We start from the raw sequence: 16,557 nt of genomic DNA, 5'->3' as shown, positions 1-16,557 counted from the left end.
CAGCGTGGGCGGTGCTCAGCGCGCGGCGGCGACGAGCTCCGCGATCTGCACGGTGTTGAGGGCCGCGCCCTTGCGCAGGTTGTCGTTGCTGATGAACAGCGCGAGCCCGCGGTCGCCCTCGACGCCCTCGTCGCGGCGGATCCGGCCGACGTACGACGGGTCCTTGCCGGCGGCCTGGAGCGGGTTCGGGATCTCGGCGAGCTCGACGCCGGGGGCGTCGGCGAGCAGCTCGGTGGCCCGCTCGGGCGTGATCGCGCGCTCGAACTCGGCGTTGACCGAGAGGGAGTGCCCGGTGAAGACGGGGACGCGCACGCAGATGCCGGAGACGAGCAGCTCGGGGATGCCGAGGATCTTGCGCGACTCGTTCCGCAGCTTCTGCTCCTCGTCGGTCTCGTTGAGCCCGTCCTCGACGAGGTTGCCGGCGAACGGCAGCACGTTGTAGGCGATGGTGCGGCGGTAGACGCCCGGCTCGCCGAAGGCCACGGCCTCGCCGTCGTAGGCGAGCTCGCTGGCCTTGTCCCCCGCGGTGGCGATGCCGTTGGCGAGCTCCGCGACGCCGGCGATGCCGGAGCCGCTCACGGCCTGGTAGGTCGAGACCACGAGGCGGCGCAGGCCGGCCTCGTCGTGGAGCGGCTTGAGCACCGGCATCGCGGCCATGGTGGTGCAGTTCGGGTTGGCGATGATGCCGCGCCCGGCCTCGATGACGCCGCGGGCGTCCTCCGGGTTGACCTCGGAGACCACCAGCGGGATGGCGGGGTCCTTGCGGAAGGCCGAGGAGTTGTCGACCACGATCACGCCGGCGTCGACGAACTTCTGCGCGAGCGCCCGCGAGGCGGTGGCGCCGGCGGAGAAGAGCGCGACGTCGAGACCGCTGGGGTCGGCGGTGGTGGAGTCCTCGACCACCACCTCGCGGCCCTCGTAGTCCAGCACCTTGCCCGCGGAGCGCGGGCTGGCGAAGAAGCGGATCTCCTCCACGGGGAAGGAGCGCTCCGCGAGGATCTGGCGCATCGCGACGCCGACCTGGCCCGTGGCGCCGACGACGCCGATCCGGATGCCCATGTCAGCGACCGGTCCCGCCGTAGACGACGGCCTCGACCTCGGTCGCGTCGAGGTCGAACGCCGTGTGGGTGGCACGCACGGCCTCGTCGACCTGGACCTCATCGACGATCACCGAGATGCGGATCTCGGAGGTCGAGATCATCCCGATGTTGACGCCGGCGTTGGCGAGCGCGGAGAAGAACTTGGCGGTGATGCCGGGGTGCGAGCGCATGCCCGCGCCGACCAGCGACACCTTGCCGACCTGGTCGTCGAAGAGCAGCCGGTCGAAGCCGACGGTGTCCTGGATGCGCGCGAGCGCGGCCATCGCGGCCTGCCCGTCGGCACGCGGGAGGGTGAAGGAGATGTCGGTCAGCGCCGTCGCCGCGGCCGAGACGTTCTGCACGACCATGTCGATGTTGGCGCCGGCTGCGGCGAGGGTCTCGAAGATCCGCGCAGCCTCGCCCACCTTGTCGGGGACCCCGACGACGGTGATCTTGGCCTGCGACCGATCGTGGGCGACACCGGCGATGATCGGCTGCTCCATGGACTGTGCTCCTGCCTGGGCGTCGGGGATGATCCAGGTGCCTTCCTTCTGGGAGAAGGAGGACCGGACGTGGATCGGCATCTGGTAGCGGCGCGCGTACTCGACGCACCGCAGGTGGAGGATCTTGGCGCCGGACGCGGCCATCTCGAGCATCTCCTCGGCGGAGATGCGCTCGAGCTTGCGCGCGGCGGGGACGATGCGGGGGTCGGCGGTGAAGACGCCGTCGACGTCGCTGTAGATCTCGCAGACCTCGGCACCGAGGGCCGCGGCGAGCGCGACGGCAGTGGTGTCCGAGGCGCCGCGGCCCAGCGTGGTGACGTCCTTGGTGTCCTGGGAGACCCCCTGGAAGCCGGCAACGATCGCGATCGCGCCGTCGGCGAGGGCCTGCTCGATGCGGCCCGGGGTGATGTCGATGATCTTGGCCCGGCCGTGGGCCGAGTCGGTGATCACGCCGGCCTGGGAGCCGGTGAACGACTGGGCCTTGTGGCCGAGCTGGGCGATCGCCATGGCGACGAGCGCCATGGACATCCGCTCACCCGCGGTCAGCAGCATGTCCAGCTCGCGCGGCGGCGGCAACGGCGAGACCTGCTCGGCGAGGTCACGGAGCTCATCGGTCGTGTCACCCATGGCCGAGACGACCACGACGACGTCGTGGCCGGCCTTGCGGGTGTTGACGATGCGCTGCGCCACCCGCTTGATGCCGGCCGCGTCAGCGACGGACGAGCCGCCGTACTTCTGCACGACAATGCTCACGACTGCTTCCCTCGCAACTCGGTGGAGATCCCTGGACGAACCGCACGGCAGAAGGGGCGCGGACCTGGTCTGGTCCGGGCGCCCGGCGGCTCCCCCGAGTTTATCGCGCGGTGTCCTCGGTCCCGCCCAGCATCTCATCAGCCGCAGCGAGCTGGTCGTCCTCGTCGATCTGCTCGGCGTCGAGGCGGTCGTGGGTCACGATCGACTGGAGCGCGCGCAGGACGCCGCTGGCGGTGTTGCCCCAGGAGGAGACGTAGGAGAACTGCCACCACCACAGCGCCTCGGAGACGTTGCCGGCCCGGTAGTGGCGCAGGCCGATCGCGACCTCCGCGGCGATGGCCGCGAGGTCGTCGGAGAGCAGCTCCTCGACCAGCTCGGGGGCGTAGGCGTCGAAGTTCACGACATAGGTGTCCACCGACTCCAGCAGCCGTGCCAGCCGCTCTCGCATCAGGTCGAGGTCGGGATCGGGGCCGACGTCGGGCTGGTACTCCTCCTCGGGGGTGAAGTCCGCCTGCGCCCCCAGACGGGCGCCGGCCAGGAGGAGCTGGCTGACCTCGAGCAGCAGCAGCGAGATCGCGCGGGCGCCCGCCTCGTCGCGGGCGATGGCCTGCAGGGCGAGCAGGAAGCTCTCCACCTGGTCGGCGATCTGCTGGGCGAAGTCCTCCGTCGCGGCGTCGAGGACCGCCTCGGAACGGGTGCTGGGGGTGGGGGTCATTCGGCGTTCCGCCTTCCTGCGAATGCTCGGCCGAGAGTCACCTCGTCGGCGTACTCGAGATCGCCCCCCACGGGCAGTCCACTCGCCAGACGCGTCACGCGCAACCCCAGCGGCCGCAACATCCGGGTCAGGTAGGTCGCCGTCGCCTCCCCCTCGAGGTTGGGATCGGTCGCCAGGATCGTCTCCGTGATCGCGCCGTCGGCGAGGCGCGTCATCAGCTCACGGATGCGCAGCTGGTCGGGACCGATCCCGTCGATCGGCGAGATCGCCCCGCCGAGGACGTGGTAGCGGCCCCGGAACTCGCGGGTGCGCTCGATGGCGACGACGTCCTTGTACTCCTCCACCACGCACAGCACCGAGGGGTCGCGACGCGGATCGCGGCAGATGCGGCACTGCTCGTCCTCGGAGACGTTGAAGCAGATCGAGCAGAACTTCACCTTGGCCTTGACCTCGGTGAGCACGTCGGCGAGCCGCCGCACGTCGACCGGGTCGGCCTGCAGGATGTGGAACGCGATGCGCTGCGCGCTCTTGGGACCCACGCCGGGCAGCCGGCCCAGCTCGTCGATCAGGTCCTGGACGACACCTTCGTACAAGGCGAGACCCTAGAAACCGAGCTGACCGGACAGCCCGCCGGGAGCGTCGCCCCCGGGGAGGCCGCCTGCCAGCGGGCCGAGCGCCTCGCTCGCGATGGCATCGGCCTGGGCCTTGGCGTCACGGTAGGCGGCGACCACCATGTCGCCGAGGTCGGAGAGGTCGTCGGCGTCGTCACCGTCGAACTGCCCGGCCTTGATCGCGACCCCGACCAGCTCGCCGACGCCGTTGACGGTCACCGTCACGGCGCCCCCGGCCACGGTGCCCTCCACGGTGGAGTCGGCCAGGCGCTGCTGGGCCTCCTGGAGCTGCTCCTGCATCTGCTGGGCCTGCTGGAGGAGCGCATTCATGTCGAAACCGCCGCCGCCGAGCGCGTCGAAGGGGTTCTGGGTCATCGCAGTCTCACCTGGTCCTGTCTGTCCTGTGGTGCTGGGTCGTGGGAGTCACTGGTGGCGGATCTCCTCGATGAGCTTGGCCCCGAGCTCGCGCTGGAGCAACTCCGCGCCGCCGACCTCGTCGAGGTCGGCGTCGAGGTCGTCGCGCCGGGCGTCGGCGTCACGGTCGACGGTGTCCTCCGCCGCGGCAGGCTCGGGGATCCCGGCCGCCCGGGTCGGCTGGACCGCCTGGCGGGCCAGGTGGATCGGGTCGTGGTCGGGCGCACGCGGCGCCCGGTCCTCGGGCGCCTGGTCGGTCCCGGCCGGCGCGTCCGCCGCCGGCTGCGGCTGCTGCTGAGCCGACGGCGCGGGCTGCGGCGCGGTGTCCGCGGGCGGGGCCGGGGCCGCCGGTGCGGGGGCCGCGGGCCGGGAGGCGTCGACCTGGGTGCCGGCGTCGATGATCGTCTCGATGCGCCAGTCGGCGCCGACCACGTCGATCGCCGCCTGGCGCAGCACGGCGTCGCAGCCACCGGCCACGAAGGAGTCGCGCGCGCCGACGTTGGAGAACCCGACGGTGAGCACGTTGCCCTCGAGGCCGACCACCTGGCAGTTCTGGGTCAGGATCATCCAGGCCACCCGCCGGCGCAGCTTGGTGGCCTCGACGATGTCGGGCCACAGCCGGCGCACCTCGACCAGGGACAGGCCACCGGACGCGGCCGACTGCGGGGGCGCGGGCTGGGCGGCGGGCTGGGCCTCCGGTGGGGCGGGCGCAGCCTGCTGCGGTGCCGGCGGCTGCGGGGCGGGCTGGGCGGCCGGCGCGGAGCCGGGCACGGCGGGGGTCGACCACTGCGCGGCGGGCGGCTGTGGAGCCTGCTGCGCGGCCTGCTGCGGGGGAGCCGGCTGCTGGGACGCGGGCGGAACCGCGGCGGGAGCAGGAGCGGGCGGCGCGGCCGCCTCGGGGTGCCGCTCGGCCGCGACGTGGACGTCGGCTGGACGGTCCTGCGCCGGCGGCGCGGGCGGGGACGCGGGACGGGCGGCGGCCGAGGGCGTGCCGGTGATCGTGAGGCGCTTCTCGAGACGGTCGAGGCGGGCCATCACGCCCTCGGTGGAGTGGTCGGCGCCGGGCAGGAGCACCCGGGCGCAGATCAGCTCCAGCAGCAGGCGCGGCGCGGTCGCGCCGCGCATCTCGGTCAGCCCGGTGGCGACCAGATCGGCGGCACGGGACAGCTCGGTGCTGCCGAAGCGCGCGGCCTGGGCGACCAGGCGCTCGCCCTGATCCTCGGAGACGTCGATCAGCCCGGAGACGGTCGCCTCGGGCACGGCGGCCACGATCACCAGGTCACGCAGGCGACGCAGCAGGTCCTCGGTGAAGCGGCGCGGGTCCTGCCCGGTCTCGATCACCTTGTCCACGACCCCGAACACCGCCGCGCCGTCACCGGCCGCGAACGCGTCGACGACCTCATCGAGCAGCGTGTCGGGGGTGTAGCCGAGCAGACCGGTCGCGAGCTCGTGGGTCACGCCCTCGGGACCGCTGCCACCCAGCAGCTGGTCGAGCACCGAGAGCGTGTCGCGCGCCGACCCGCCGCCGGCGCGGACGATCAGGGGCAGCGCCACAGGCTCGATCGCGACGCCCTCCTTGGCGGCGAGCTCGGAGAGGTAGGAGGAGAGCAGCCGCGGCGGGATCAGCCGGAAGGGGTAGTGGTGCGTGCGCGAGCGGATGGTCGGGATGACCTTCTCGGGCTCGGTGGTCGCGAAGATGAAGCGGAGGTGCGGGGGCGGCTCCTCGACGAGCTTGAGCAGGGCGTTGAAGCCCTGCGGGGAGACCATGTGGGCCTCGTCGATGATGTAGACCTTGTAACGGCTCTTCACCGGGGCGAAGAACGCCTTCTCCCGCAGGTCGCGGGCGTCGTCGACGCCACCGTGCGACGCGGCGTCGATCTCGATCACGTCGATCGAGCCGCCACCGCCGCGGGACAGGTCGCGACAGCTCTCGCACTCCCCGCACGGATCGGCCACGGGCGCCTTCTCGCAGTTGAGCGCGCGGGCCAGGATGCGGGCCGAGGTGGTCTTGCCGCAGCCGCGCGGGCCGGAGAAGAGATAGGCGTGGTTGACCCGATTGTTCGCGAGCGCGGCGCGCAGCGGGCCGGTCACGTGATCTTGACCGATGACCTCGGCAAAGGTCTCGGGCCGGTAGCGGCGGTACAACGCGAGGGGTGACTCCACGTCAGAACCCTAACCACCGGGTCCGACAGCCGGTAGCGCACCGGTCGGGCGACGTCGCTCCGGACACGGGCACGGGAGAACACCGGGGCGCCCGGGACATGAAAAGGCCCCCCGCGTACCCGACAGAGCTCACTTACCCTTGCTGCCTTCCGGCCCTGGGGGAGTTGGGCGAGATGCCGCCACGCGGGGGGTTGGCCGCAACTCTAGGCGACGCCCGCGGGCGGCACCAAGACGGCCCGCCGCTCCGGATCCTGCGGTGGCGGGCGGGCGGGATCGGGCGGGGTCGATTTCGCCCCCCGTCGGCGTGACCGGTACGCTCCGTCGCGGAGGATTCGCCTAGTGGCCTATGGCGCTCGCTTGGAAAGCGGGTTGGGTTAACAGCCCTCAGGGGTTCGAATCCCCTATCCTCCGCCAGCAGGAGCCCTCGACGTTCGCGTCGGGGGCTCCTTTGCATGTGGCCACTTCGACATCGGGCGCCGAGGCGGCTGCGGACCGGTCCGGCTCATCGAGGACCCGGTCGATGTGGGCCGCCGCGGCGCTGCCGGCCACGACGAGCACGGCGAGCACCACGCCTCCCAGCAGCTGGCGGCCGGTCCGTGGCGGCTCCACCTCGTGCTCGCCGGGCGAACCGGACACGAAGCCGGACACGAAGGCGGTCACGACCCGGCGACGCTCGAAGGACTGCGCCTCGGCCAGGTCGCGCCGGGTGACCACGTCAGACCCCGAGCCGGTCCGCGAGGCCGGCGGCCACCGCGAGGACGGGCAGGAGCGACAGCACCGCCGCGGTCTCGGCGAGGTCGCCCAGGCGTCCCCGGCGTACCGATCCCGCCCCCGGCACTGCGCCGGCGACCAGCACGCCGACGCCGGAGGCGAGGAGCACCGCAGCGGTCCCCGGGCGCCAACCGGGGTGCAGCACCAGGGCCGCTCCGGCGGTGCTCAGCAGGGCGGCGACGCCGAGGACCGTCGCGGCGACCACCTCCGCGGCGACCCGGTGGCGGCGCGCGCGCAGCAGCACGACCAGGCAGGCGGCGACTGCGAGCGTGGTGCCGGCGGTGCCCAGCGCGACCGCGAACGGCGCCAGCACCAGGACCCCGAGACCGACGCTGACCACCAGCGCGAGCAGGACCTCGTGCGCGGCGCGCACGTCGTGGCTCAGCCGCACCAGGTCGACGGGCTGGTCGTGGCCGCGCTCCCCCGCCCGGTCGACGCCCGGGACCAGGCCGAGCGCCAGGCGAGGGAGCAGCGCGGCACCGAGGATCACCACCACCAGCAGGGCCGCCGCGACGAGCGCCGGCGGGGCGTCGAGCAGCCGGTCGCCCACGACCGCGACGAGCCCGCCCAGGCCGGCGAGCACCACGGGGATCGCCCACGCCCGACCGGCCCCCAGGGCGAGCAGGCCCGTCAGCCCCGCCGCGGCGGCACCCGCCGACCCGCCGAGCAGGGGCGGGAGGTCGGCCCGCCCCGCGAGCAGCACGCCGGCGACCACGGCGTACGCGGCCGCGGCACCGAGCGCCGCGAGACCCGGACCGGGGTCGGGCCGCAGCCGGGAGAGCAGGGCCGCACCCCCGAGCAGCCCCGCCGCGGCACCCGCCGCCGCGGCCGCGGCACCCAGCGGGTCCTCCTGCACCAGCAGCGCGAGCGCCCCGAGGACCAGGGCGAGTACGGCGGCGACCGGCGCGGTGGACCCGGCGAGCGGGCCGGGGTGGTGCGCCAGGTCGTGCTCCACCACGTCGCGCACCGCCTCGGCGAGGTCGTCGTGGCGCCGCGGCAGCGGGTCGGCGACCCCCTCGAGCAGGGTGAGCAGCGCGCCGTCCACGACCCCCTGCGCGAGCAGGCCCGCATCACCGGCCAGCGGCCGACCGGTGGCCGTGCGCAGCCGGTGGCCCAGGTGCGCCGACCGCGCGGTGAGCAGCCCCACCGCCCGGGCGAGCTCGGGGAGCAGCTCGGCGACCGGCACCGCGCCGGGCAGCACCAGGTCCACCCGGCGGGTGGCGGAGGCGAGGGTCACCCGCACCTGCCCGGCGGCTCCGGTGATGACTCCGGGGTCGCCGGGCAGGTGCGCGGGATCGGCCACCGGCCTGCTCAGGCGCCGAAGGTCGCGGCGCCGCGGGCGTCGGCGGCGGCGTACTCGGCGTTGGACGCCGACACCGCCCGGCCGGTGTCGTCGAGCAGCTGGCGCATCTCCTCCATCGCGGCGTCCCAGGTCGCCTTGGCCTGGAGGTAGGCCTCCTGGGCGCGCCCGCTCCAGTCGCGGCGCAGCGGGGCGAGCTCGCTCTCGAGACGGTCGAGGCGCTGGTCGATCTCGCGTGCCTTGCGGCGCAGGTCGTCGGCGGCCTGGTCGAGGCCGCCGTGGTCGACGAGCATGCCGCCGTCGGGTGCTGAGGTCATGGTGGGCTCCTGTGGTCGGTGGTGGTCGGGGGTGGTCGGGGGTGGCTCAGCCGAGCCGGGAGGCGGCCGCGGTGAAGGTGGCCGACTGCTGGTCGTCGGTCGTGACGTTGATCTGCTCGGTGCGGGTCAGGGAGCCCTCGAGCTCCTCGAGCGCGGCGACGATCGTGGACTGCTTCGCCGTCCACGCGTGGTGCAGGCGGAAGAACGCCTGGGCGCCCTGCCCCTGCCAGCGCGCCTGGGCGCCGCCGATCTGGTCGGAGAGCTGGGCGGCGAGCCGGTCGAAGTCGGCGCGGGCGCCGGCGACGAGCGCCGCCCCCGCAGAGAGCGTCCCTGCGCCCTGGCCGTAGGTGCCGGTGGTCATCACGGTGCTCCTGTCCGGTGACGGTGGCCCGCCACGCAGTCGGGGTGGAGGTGGTGCTGCGACTCGGGTGTCGCGGTCCGGACCCGCCACCAGGCGGCCGGACACCGCGCCCCTACCGCTGGCCCCGGGGCCCGAAACCGGCACCGATCGCTTTCCACAGCCACGGCCGGACATCGGGTCGACGAGGACCGCCCGATGCCGCCGGGACGGGCCGGGAACCGTCCTCAGCGGGTCGTACGACGCGCTCCTCCACAGCACGGGCGCGCGGCCGGGCGGGCCGGGGCCGGGGTCGCACAGCATCACCTGCGCGGGCCCCCGCCGGACGGCTCGTTCCCTTCCCCCCGAGCAGCAGCACCCAGGAGGACCCGTGGCGACCGCGCCGGACCACCGCCCACCGCCGCTGCCGACCGGGCGGATCGTGCTCAAGGCACCACCCGAGCTCCGGCCCGCCGAGGGCACCGGCGGCGTGCTGATGAACGCGGTGCCGATGCTGGGCGGCCTCGGCTCGGTCGTCCTGGTGGCCACCCTGGGCGGCGGTGCCAGCGCGCTGCGCCTGGTGGCGGCGGGCATGTTCCTGGTCGCGACCGTGGGGTTCGTCGTGGTGCAGGTGGATCGCCAGCGCACCCAGCGCGCCCAGCAGGTCGGGGGCGCCCGCGCGGACCACCTGCACCACCTCGCCTCGGTGCGGAGCCGGGCCCGCGAGGCCGGGGAGCGCCAGCGCGCGGCACTCGTCTGGCACCACCCCGAGCCGGCGGCGCTGCCCGCCCTCGCGGCCGAGCGGTCCCGGGTCTGGGAGCGCACCGCCGGCACCCCCTGGTTCCTCCAGGTGCGCTGCGGGGTGGGGGCGCAGCCGTCGGCCCTCGAGCTGGTCGCGCCCGAGACCGACGGCTCGGCCAGGGCAGACCCGGTGGCCGTCGCCGCCGCGCAGCGGCTGCTCGCGGTCCACCGCACCCAGCCGGACCTTCCGGTGGTCCTCAACCTGGCCGCCCACGAGCGGGTCGAGGTCGTCGGCCCCGTGGACAGCGCCCGCGCCGCGGTGCGCGCCCTGGTCTGCTCCGCGGCGACCTTCCACTCCCCCGGCGTGCTCGCGGTGGCCGTCCTGGCCGATGAGGCCTCGCTGGCGCACTGGGACTGGGTCAAGTGGCTGCCCCACGCCCACAGCCCCCACGGGCGCGACGCGATCGGAGCGCGCCGGCTGGTGAGCACCGCACCGTCGCAGCTGCGGGCACTGCTGCCCATCGACCCGCACCTGCTGCTGGTCCTCGACGCCGCCGGACACCTCCCCGCAGCCCTGGACCTGCCGGCGTCCGGGGTCACGGTGGTCCGGTTGCCCTCCGGGGCGGACCCGCCCCCAGCCGGCCAGGACGGCCCGCCCCGGCGGGTGCGGCTGCTGACCGGCACCGAGGCGGTCGCCGCGGAGCCCGACCGGTGCGACCTCGCGACGGCCGAGGCCGTCGCCCGCCGTCTGCTCCCTCTCGGCGCGGTCGGCGCAGCGGGCCCCACCGGCCGGGACCGGAGGGCTCCTGCCGACTTCGCGGACCTGCTCGGCGCCGGCGACCTCCGCGTCCTCGACCCCGGGACCAGCTGGCGGCCGCGCCCCGCACCCGACCGGCTGCGGGTGCCGATCGGCACCGCCGAGGACGGCCGCCCCCTCCACCTCGACCTCAAGGAATCGGCGCGCGGCGGCATGGGCCCGCACGGCCTGGTCATCGGAGCCACCGGCTCCGGCAAGTCCGAGCTGCTGCGGACCCTGGTGCTCGGGCTGGCGGTGACCCACCCCCCGGGCGACCTCAACCTGGTGCTGGTCGACTTCAAGGGAGGCGCGACCTTCGCCGGGCTGGCCGCGCTGCCCCACGTGTCCGCGGTGATCACCAACCTCGCTGAGGAGCTGGCCCTCGTCGAGCGGATGCAGGACTCCCTCACGGGAGAGCTGCTGCGCCGCCAGCAGGTGCTGCGCCGGGCCGGCAACCTCGCCTCGCAGCACGACTACGAGCAGGCGCGCGCCGCCGGCGAGCCCCTCGCACCGCTCCCCTCGCTGCTCGTCGTGGTCGACGAGTTCTCCGAGCTGCTCGCGGCCCGGCCCGAGCTGCTCGACCTCTTCGTGGCGATCGGCCGTCTCGGTCGCTCCCTCGGCGTCCACCTGCTGCTGGCCTCGCAGCGGCTGGAGGAGGGACGGCTGCGCGGACTGGAGTCCCACCTCTCCTACCGCGTCGGGCTGCGCACCTTCAGCGCCCAGGAGTCGCGGGCCGTGCTCGGCGTCCCGGACGCCCACGAGTTGCCTGCCGTCCCCGGCCTCGGCTATCTGCGCCCCGACCCCGCGCACCTCGTGCGCTTCCGCGCGGCGTACGTCTCGGGGCCCGTGCCGCCGGCAGCGGCGCGGGCCGGGGCCAGGCACCACGCCGTCCCGGTGCCGTCGGGGTCGCCGGTGTCGACAGGGATCTGGCCGTTCACGATCACCCGCGTGCCCGCGCCGCCGGTCCCTCCGCCGCCACCCGGTCCCACGGCCTCCGACGACCCGCGCCCCCTGCTGGAGGTGGCGCTGGCCCGGGTGACCGGCCACGGCCCGGCCGCCCACCGGGTCTGGTTGCCGCCGCTCGACGCCCCGGAGACCCTGGACCGGCTGCTCGACCCGCTCGTCGAGGACGCCCGGCTCGGGCTGGTCGCGCCGCGCTGGCGCGCGCTGCCGGGCCTGGCGGTCCCGGTGGGGATGGTGGACCGCCCGCGCGAGCAGCGTGCCGATCCGCTCACCGTCGACCTGGCCGGGGCCGCCGGGCACGTCGCGGTGGTCGGCGCCCCGCGCAGCGGCAAGAGCACCGTGCTGCGCACCCTCGTCGCGGCCCTGGCGCTGCGCACCACCCCGCAGGAGTCGCAGTTCTTCGTGCTCGACTTCGGCGGCGGCACCTTCGCGCCGTGGGCGCGTCTGCCGCACGTCGCGGGCGTCGCCTCGCGCGCCGAGCCCGACGTCGTACGCCGGGCGGTGGCGCAGGTGCGCAGCCTGCTCGACCGGCGCGAGGCGTACTTCCGCGAGCACGGCATCGACTCGGCCGAGACCTATCGCGACCTCCGCGCCGCGGGCCGCGCCGACGACGGGTACGGCGACGTCTTCGTCGTCGTCGACGGATGGAGCACCCTGCGCGCCGAGCTCGACGACCTCGAGCCGGTGCTCCAGCAGCTGGCCGCGCGGGGGCTGGCCTTCGGCGTGCACCTGCTCACCAGCGCCGCCCGGTGGGCCGACTACCGAACCTCGATGCGCGACGTCCTCGGCACCCGGATCGAGCTCCGGCTCGGCGACCCGGTCGAGTCCGAGATCGACCGCCGCGCCCAGGCCCTGGTGCCGGCCCCGCGCCCGGGCCGGGGGCTCCTCGCCGGCCCGCTGCACGTGCTCGCGGCGGTGCCACGCATCGACGGACGCCGCGGCGCCGACGACCTCGCCGACGGGGTGGCGGACCTGATCGACCGGGTCGCCGCGGCCTGGCGCGGACCGGCCGGGCCCCGGCTCCGGCTGCTCCCCGGATGCGTCCCGCTCTCCGACGTACGCCGGGTCCACGGCACCGACGGCATCCCGGGCGACATCCCCGGCGACACCCCCGACTGCGGGGGCGGGCCGCTGCTGCTCGGCCTGCGCGAGTCCGATCTCGCCCCGGTCGCCCTCGACGTCGACGCCGAGCCGCACCTGCTGGTCCTCGGCGACAGCGGGTCCGGCAAGAGCTCGCTGCTGCGCGCCTACGTGCAGGAGGTGGTGCGGACCCGCAGCCCGCAGCAGGCCCAGATCGTGCTGGTCGACCCGCGCCGCTCGCTGCTGGGCGAGGTCCCGGACGCCTACCTGCTCAACCACCTGTCGACCGCCGCCCAGGCGCACGCGGCGCTCACCGACCTCGCGACCCACCTCGAGACCCGGCTTCCGGGGCCCGGGGTCAGCACCGCGCAACTGCGCAGCCGGACCTGGTGGACCGGCGCCGAGGTCTTCGTGGCCGCCGACGACCACGACCTCCTCACCTCACCCCAGGGCTCGCCGCTGCGGGTCCTGCTGCCGCTGCTCGCCCAGGCGCGCGACACCGGGCTGCACCTCGTCGTGGCCCGCCGGGCCGGCGGGGCCGCCCGCGCGCTGCACGAGCCCGTGCTCCAGACCCTGCGCGACCTGGGGACGCCCGGCCTGCTGCTGTCCGGCAGCCCCGAGGAGGGCCCGCTGCTGGCCGGACTGCGCCCGGTCGCCGCACCGCCGGGGCGTGGGCGCCTGGTCACCCGCGACCGCGGGATCGAGGTGGTGCAGGTGGCCTGGCAGGAGCCGGCGCCGTGACGGCCCGGCCCGCGCGCAGCCCGCCCGCCGGGTCAGTGCGTGGCGACGCCCGGGCCGGTGATCTTCAGGCCGGGGAGCTGCTTGAGGTCGTACTTCATCTCGAAGGTGCGGCGGTAGCCGGTGTGGGTGACCCGCCAGCCGTCCGCGGTGCGGGCGTAGCGGTCGGCGTAGAAGGCCGCCCCCTCCAGCATGAAGTCGTAGGCCGGCACCAGGACCTTGTCCTGGAGGTACCAGCGACCGGTCGCGGTGTCGCCGTCGACCTCGATCTCGGGGTGGTGCGCCTGGTGCATGGTGTACATCCCCTCCACCATGTGGGTGCGCATGTAGTCCACCAGCGCCGACCGGTCCTCGAAGACCAGGCCGTCGTAGTCGGCGGTGGCGTCGGGCGCGAAGCACGCCTCGAAGTCCTCCCACTGCTTGGAGTCCAAGGTGCGCAGGTAGCGGTACTTCAGCCGGCAGATCTCCTCGACGTCGCTCACGGGTGCAACCTAGATCACACACCCGCGGCACACACGACAACTTCCCGTAACCGGGACACAACATCGTGGCGATCTTTCGGGCGCACGCTGGTCTCGACCCCGACCCCACCGAAACCAGGAGCCAGCGATGCCCCACGACATCGACCCGACACTCGACCGCATCGCCGCCCAGCGCACCAAGCTGGAGCTCCGTCACTCCCAGGCCCTCGCGAGGCTGCTGGAGGAGCGCCAGGACCTCCGCGGCGTCAACGCCCTGGCCGACCTGGTCGCCGACTCGCTGCGCTGGTCCGCCTGAGCTCCCGCGCCCGCGGCGGGCCGATACGCCGCGGGCTCGGGCTCCACGGACCCCCGCGAGACGTGATGCTCGTTATAGTCGCCGCGTGATCTTCAAGCGCGTCGGCGACAGCCGCCCGTACCCCGATCCCGGACTGACCCCCCGGGAGTGGGCGGCGATCGCCCCGCGTGCGGTCCGCCTGGACTCGCTGATCACCACCAAGGACACCTTGCAGCTGGCGGCCCTCCTCGACGAGGACTCCACCTTCTACGGCGACCTGTTCGCCCACGTGGTCGAGTGGCGTGGCGAGCTCTACCTGGAGGACGGCCTGCACCGCGCGCTGCGCGCGGCCCTGCGCCAGCGCAGCGTGCTGCACGCCCGGGTCCACGTGGTGTCCGAATGAGCCCCGACAGCGACCTCTCGCCGCGCAGTCGCAGCGCGCTGACCCTCGGCGTCCTGGTCCTGCTCCTCGTCGGCGGGGCAGTGTGGGGCTGGACCGCCCTGACCTCGCCGCTGCCCGGGATCTCCGAGGAGGTCTGCGTCGAGACCGAGATCGCGGCGGGCAGCAAGATCTACCCCGACCAGGTGCTGGTGAACGTGCTCAACGCGGGCAATCGCAACGGACTGGCCGGGCGCACGATGCAGGAGTTCATCGACGCCGGTTTCGGCGAGGGCACGCGCGACAACGCGCCCCGCGGCACCGACGTCATCCGCGCCCAGATCTGGACCTCCACGCCCCAGCACCCCGCCGTCCGACTGGTCCGCTCGCGCCTCGGGGACGCCAAGGTCATCAAGCGCCGCACGACCCAGCCGGGCGTGCTGGTCGTCGTCGGGGACAAGTTCGACAAGCTCGTCCCCGGGCGCAAGACCACCGTGGCCGCCCGCGACATCACGATCTGCAGCCCGCCGGTCGTCTAGGACACCGCCGCCCACCTAGGCCCGGCGCTCCCGGGTGGCCTGGATCCACTGCGCCAGCCGGCCGTGGCGGCTCACCTGCCGCAGGCGCGTCTCCGTGGCCTCCCGCAGCCGACGCGGGGTCACCACCAGCAGGTCGTCGCCGTGACGCAGCACCGTGCGCCGCTCGGGGACCAGCGTCTCCCCGTCGCGGATCACGATGGTCACCACCGCGCCGTGGGGCAGACGGAGCTCACCGATCTCCACGCCGTGCATCTGCGAACGCGGACCGATGGTGATCTGGAGCAGGTCGGCGGCGATGCGCTCCAGGGGCGCGGCCTCGAGCTCGAGCTCGCGCGCCTCGGAAGGACGCGCCACGCCCAGCAGCCGGGCCACGAAGGGCAGCGTCGGGCCGGTCAGCAGGGTGTAGACCACCACCAGCACGAAGACGATCTCGAAGAGCTGCTCGGCCCCGCTCACCCCGTCGGCGAGCGGGATCGTGGTGAACACGATCGGGACCGCACCGCGCAGGCCGGCCCACGACAGGAACGCACCCTCGCGCCACGGCAGCCGACGCACCAGCCCGCACACGAAGACCGAGACCGGGCGGGCCACGAAGGTGAGCACCAGCCCGGCGGTCACCGCCAGCCAGACGGTGTCCCAGGTCAGCCGGTCCGGCTCGAGCAGCAGGCCGAGCATCACGAACAGACCGATCTGGGCGATCCAGGCAACCCCCTCGGCGAAGGACCGGGTCGCCTGGCGGTGCGGCAGCTCGGCGTTGCCGAGCACCAGCGCCGCGACGTACACGGCGGCGAACCCGGAGGCGTGGACGGTGACCGCGCCGCCGTAGGCGAGCACGGCCAGGCAGAGCACCGCGATCGGGTAGAGGCCGGAGGCGGGCAGCGCCGCGCGCCGCATCACCCACGCCCCGCCGGCCCCGGCGGCCAGGCCGATCAGGACGCCGGCCACGAGCTCGAAGGCGACCAGCGCGACCAGCGCGAGCGGGCCGTGCTCCTGCGCCGCACCCGAGGACACGAGCACGATCAGCACCACCACCGGCGCGTCGTTGAGACCGGCCTCCGCCTCGAGCGCGCCGGTCAGCCGCGCCGGGAGCGGGAGGGCGCGCAGCACCGAGAAGACCGCGGCCGCGTCGGTCGCGGACGTCGCCGCCCCCAGCAGCACCGCCACCTGCCAGGGCAGGCCGAGCAGGTAGTGCCCGGCGAGCGCGACGATGCCCACCGAGATCGCGACGCCCACCGTCGCCAGCGCCACCCCCAGGCCGATCGCGGGGCGGATCGAGCGCCAGCTCGTGGTCAGGCCGCCCTCGGCCAGGATCAGCACGAGCGCCCCGAAGCCGAGCGCGTGGGCGATCTCGGCGTCGACCAGGTCGATTCCGAGCCCGGAGGCACCGAGCAGCACGCCGATCATGAGGTAGACCAGCAGGCTGGGCAGCCCGGCGCGGTGCGAGAAGCGGACGGCGAGCACCGCCATCAGGGTCACCGCCGCGCCGATCAGCAGGAACAGGTCCAGCTGATGGGCGTCGAAGGCCATGGCACCTCGGGACTGGGCGGGAGTCCCGATGCTAACGGCCGGGCGCACTCCCATCCCGTCGCGCAGAAGTGGAAC

General features: G+C 74.5%; 16 protein-coding genes, 1 tRNA gene and 1 other RNA gene. 5 read left to right on the top strand and 13 right to left on the bottom strand.

Going from position 1 to position 16,557, the window contains the following annotated elements:
- Nucleotides 1-15 precede the first annotated feature (15 nt).
- The 7 genes from HBO46_RS00920 to ffs form a co-directional block, all read right to left on the bottom strand.
- A complete protein-coding gene (locus tag HBO46_RS00920) occupies nt 16-1,059 on the bottom strand; it encodes an aspartate-semialdehyde dehydrogenase (protein WP_166135604.1) in 1,044 nt (347 codons plus the stop codon).
- Nucleotide 1,060: 1 nt separating this feature from the next.
- A complete protein-coding gene (locus HBO46_RS00915; protein WP_166135601.1) occupies nt 1,061-2,335 on the bottom strand; it encodes an aspartate kinase in 1,275 nt (424 codons plus the stop codon).
- 100 nt (nt 2,336-2,435) lie between these two features.
- A complete protein-coding gene (locus tag HBO46_RS00910) occupies nt 2,436-3,050 on the bottom strand; it encodes a DUF5063 domain-containing protein (RefSeq protein WP_166135598.1) in 615 nt (204 codons plus the stop codon).
- Nucleotides 3,047-3,643 (bottom strand): recombination mediator RecR, encoded by a 597-nt coding sequence (gene recR / locus HBO46_RS00905; protein ID WP_166135596.1) that lies wholly within the window; start codon nt 3,641-3,643, stop codon nt 3,047-3,049. The genes HBO46_RS00910 and recR overlap by 4 nt, the downstream gene beginning before the upstream one ends.
- A 9-nt stretch (nt 3,644-3,652) precedes the next feature.
- Entirely contained in the window at nt 3,653-4,036 is a 384-nt protein-coding gene (locus HBO46_RS00900; protein WP_166135593.1) for a YbaB/EbfC family nucleoid-associated protein, read from the bottom strand.
- Nucleotides 4,037-4,084: 48 nt separating this feature from the next.
- Nucleotides 4,085-6,238: a DNA polymerase III subunit gamma and tau gene (locus HBO46_RS00895; RefSeq protein WP_166135590.1), complete on the bottom strand. Its 2,154-nt coding sequence runs from the start codon at nt 6,236-6,238 to the stop codon at nt 4,085-4,087.
- Between the two features lie 102 nt (nt 6,239-6,340).
- Nucleotides 6,341-6,431: signal recognition particle sRNA small type (ffs, locus tag HBO46_RS00890), an RNA gene on the bottom strand.
- Between the two features lie 132 nt (nt 6,432-6,563).
- Here ffs and HBO46_RS00885 point away from each other — a divergent pair.
- Nucleotides 6,564-6,652 (top strand) — tRNA-Ser (locus HBO46_RS00885).
- On the opposite strand, the gene HBO46_RS00880 is transcribed toward HBO46_RS00885, so the two are convergent.
- From HBO46_RS00880 to HBO46_RS00865, 4 genes are read right to left on the bottom strand one after another with little or no spacing between them, the layout of a single operon-like run.
- Entirely contained in the window at nt 6,623-6,952 is a 330-nt protein-coding gene (locus tag HBO46_RS00880) for a hypothetical protein (RefSeq protein ID WP_166135587.1), read from the bottom strand. The two genes, HBO46_RS00885 and HBO46_RS00880, sit on opposite strands and share 30 nt — an antisense overlap.
- Before the next feature lies 1 nt (nt 6,953).
- The gene (locus HBO46_RS00875; RefSeq protein WP_224769306.1) at nt 6,954-8,312 is read right to left on the bottom strand and encodes an EsaB/YukD family protein; all 1,359 of its coding nucleotides are present in this window, start codon (nt 8,310-8,312) and stop codon (nt 6,954-6,956) included.
- An 8-nt stretch (nt 8,313-8,320) separates the two neighbouring features.
- Complete coding sequence (locus tag HBO46_RS00870) at nt 8,321-8,626, bottom strand: WXG100 family type VII secretion target (protein ID WP_166135584.1); 306 nt, start codon at nt 8,624-8,626, stop codon at nt 8,321-8,323.
- Nucleotides 8,627-8,672: 46 nt separating this feature from the next.
- On the bottom strand, nt 8,673-8,987 hold the full coding sequence (locus HBO46_RS00865) for a WXG100 family type VII secretion target (RefSeq protein WP_166135581.1): 315 nt from the start codon (nt 8,985-8,987) through the stop codon (nt 8,673-8,675).
- A gap of 367 nt (nt 8,988-9,354) precedes the next feature.
- Here HBO46_RS00865 and eccCa point away from each other — a divergent pair, with 367 nt between their 5' ends.
- A complete protein-coding gene (gene eccCa / locus HBO46_RS00860) occupies nt 9,355-13,284 on the top strand; it encodes a type VII secretion protein EccCa (protein WP_166135578.1) in 3,930 nt (1,309 codons plus the stop codon).
- Between the two features lie 32 nt (nt 13,285-13,316).
- Here eccCa and HBO46_RS00855 read toward each other — a convergent pair whose 3' ends face one another.
- Nucleotides 13,317-13,763 carry a nuclear transport factor 2 family protein gene (locus tag HBO46_RS00855; protein WP_166135575.1) on the bottom strand — a complete coding sequence of 149 codons (447 nt, stop codon included), beginning with the start codon at nt 13,761-13,763 and terminating at the stop codon, nt 13,317-13,319.
- 127 nt (nt 13,764-13,890) lie between these two features.
- Here HBO46_RS00855 and HBO46_RS00850 point away from each other — a divergent pair, with 127 nt between their 5' ends.
- The 3 genes from HBO46_RS00850 (at nt 13,891) to HBO46_RS00840 (ending at nt 14,955) form a co-directional block, all read left to right on the top strand.
- Nucleotides 13,891-14,058, top strand: coding sequence for a hypothetical protein (locus HBO46_RS00850; RefSeq protein ID WP_166135573.1), 168 nt, complete (start codon nt 13,891-13,893; stop codon nt 14,056-14,058).
- A gap of 85 nt (nt 14,059-14,143) precedes the next feature.
- A complete protein-coding gene (locus tag HBO46_RS00845; protein WP_166135570.1) occupies nt 14,144-14,440 on the top strand; it encodes a type II toxin-antitoxin system VapB family antitoxin in 297 nt (98 codons plus the stop codon).
- Nucleotides 14,437-14,955 (top strand): LytR C-terminal domain-containing protein, encoded by a 519-nt coding sequence (locus HBO46_RS00840; protein ID WP_166135568.1) that lies wholly within the window; start codon nt 14,437-14,439, stop codon nt 14,953-14,955. Before HBO46_RS00845 ends, HBO46_RS00840 begins: the two co-directional genes overlap by 4 nt.
- Before the next feature lie 15 nt (nt 14,956-14,970).
- On the opposite strand, the gene HBO46_RS00835 is transcribed toward HBO46_RS00840, so the two are convergent.
- A complete protein-coding gene (locus tag HBO46_RS00835) occupies nt 14,971-16,482 on the bottom strand; it encodes a potassium/proton antiporter (protein WP_166135565.1) in 1,512 nt (503 codons plus the stop codon).
- Nucleotides 16,483-16,557 lie beyond the last annotated feature (75 nt).

Source organism: Nocardioides ochotonae (assembly GCF_011420305.2).
Lineage (GTDB): Bacteria > Actinomycetota > Actinomycetes > Propionibacteriales > Nocardioidaceae > Nocardioides > Nocardioides ochotonae.
This window is presented reverse-complemented; position numbering and strand designations above follow the sequence as displayed.

Excerpts from the sequence above, each read along its gene's own strand:
- HBO46_RS00920 (WP_166135604.1), bottom strand. The coding sequence starts at position 1,059 with ATGGGCATCCGGATCGGCGTCGTCGGCGCCACGGGCCAGGTCGGCGTC.
- HBO46_RS00910 (WP_166135598.1), bottom strand. The coding sequence starts at position 3,050 with ATGACCCCCACCCCCAGCACCCGTTCCGAGGCGGTCCTCGACGCCGCG.
- HBO46_RS00900 (WP_166135593.1), bottom strand. The coding sequence starts at position 4,036 with ATGACCCAGAACCCCTTCGACGCGCTCGGCGGCGGCGGTTTCGACATG.
- HBO46_RS00870 (WP_166135584.1), bottom strand. The coding sequence starts at position 8,626 with ATGACCTCAGCACCCGACGGCGGCATGCTCGTCGACCACGGCGGCCTC.
- HBO46_RS00865 (WP_166135581.1), bottom strand. The coding sequence starts at position 8,987 with ATGACCACCGGCACCTACGGCCAGGGCGCAGGGACGCTCTCTGCGGGG.
- HBO46_RS00850 (WP_166135573.1), top strand. The coding sequence starts at position 13,891 with ATGCCCCACGACATCGACCCGACACTCGACCGCATCGCCGCCCAGCGC.
- HBO46_RS00840 (WP_166135568.1), top strand. The coding sequence starts at position 14,437 with ATGAGCCCCGACAGCGACCTCTCGCCGCGCAGTCGCAGCGCGCTGACC.
- HBO46_RS00835 (WP_166135565.1), bottom strand. The coding sequence starts at position 16,482 with ATGGCCTTCGACGCCCATCAGCTGGACCTGTTCCTGCTGATCGGCGCG.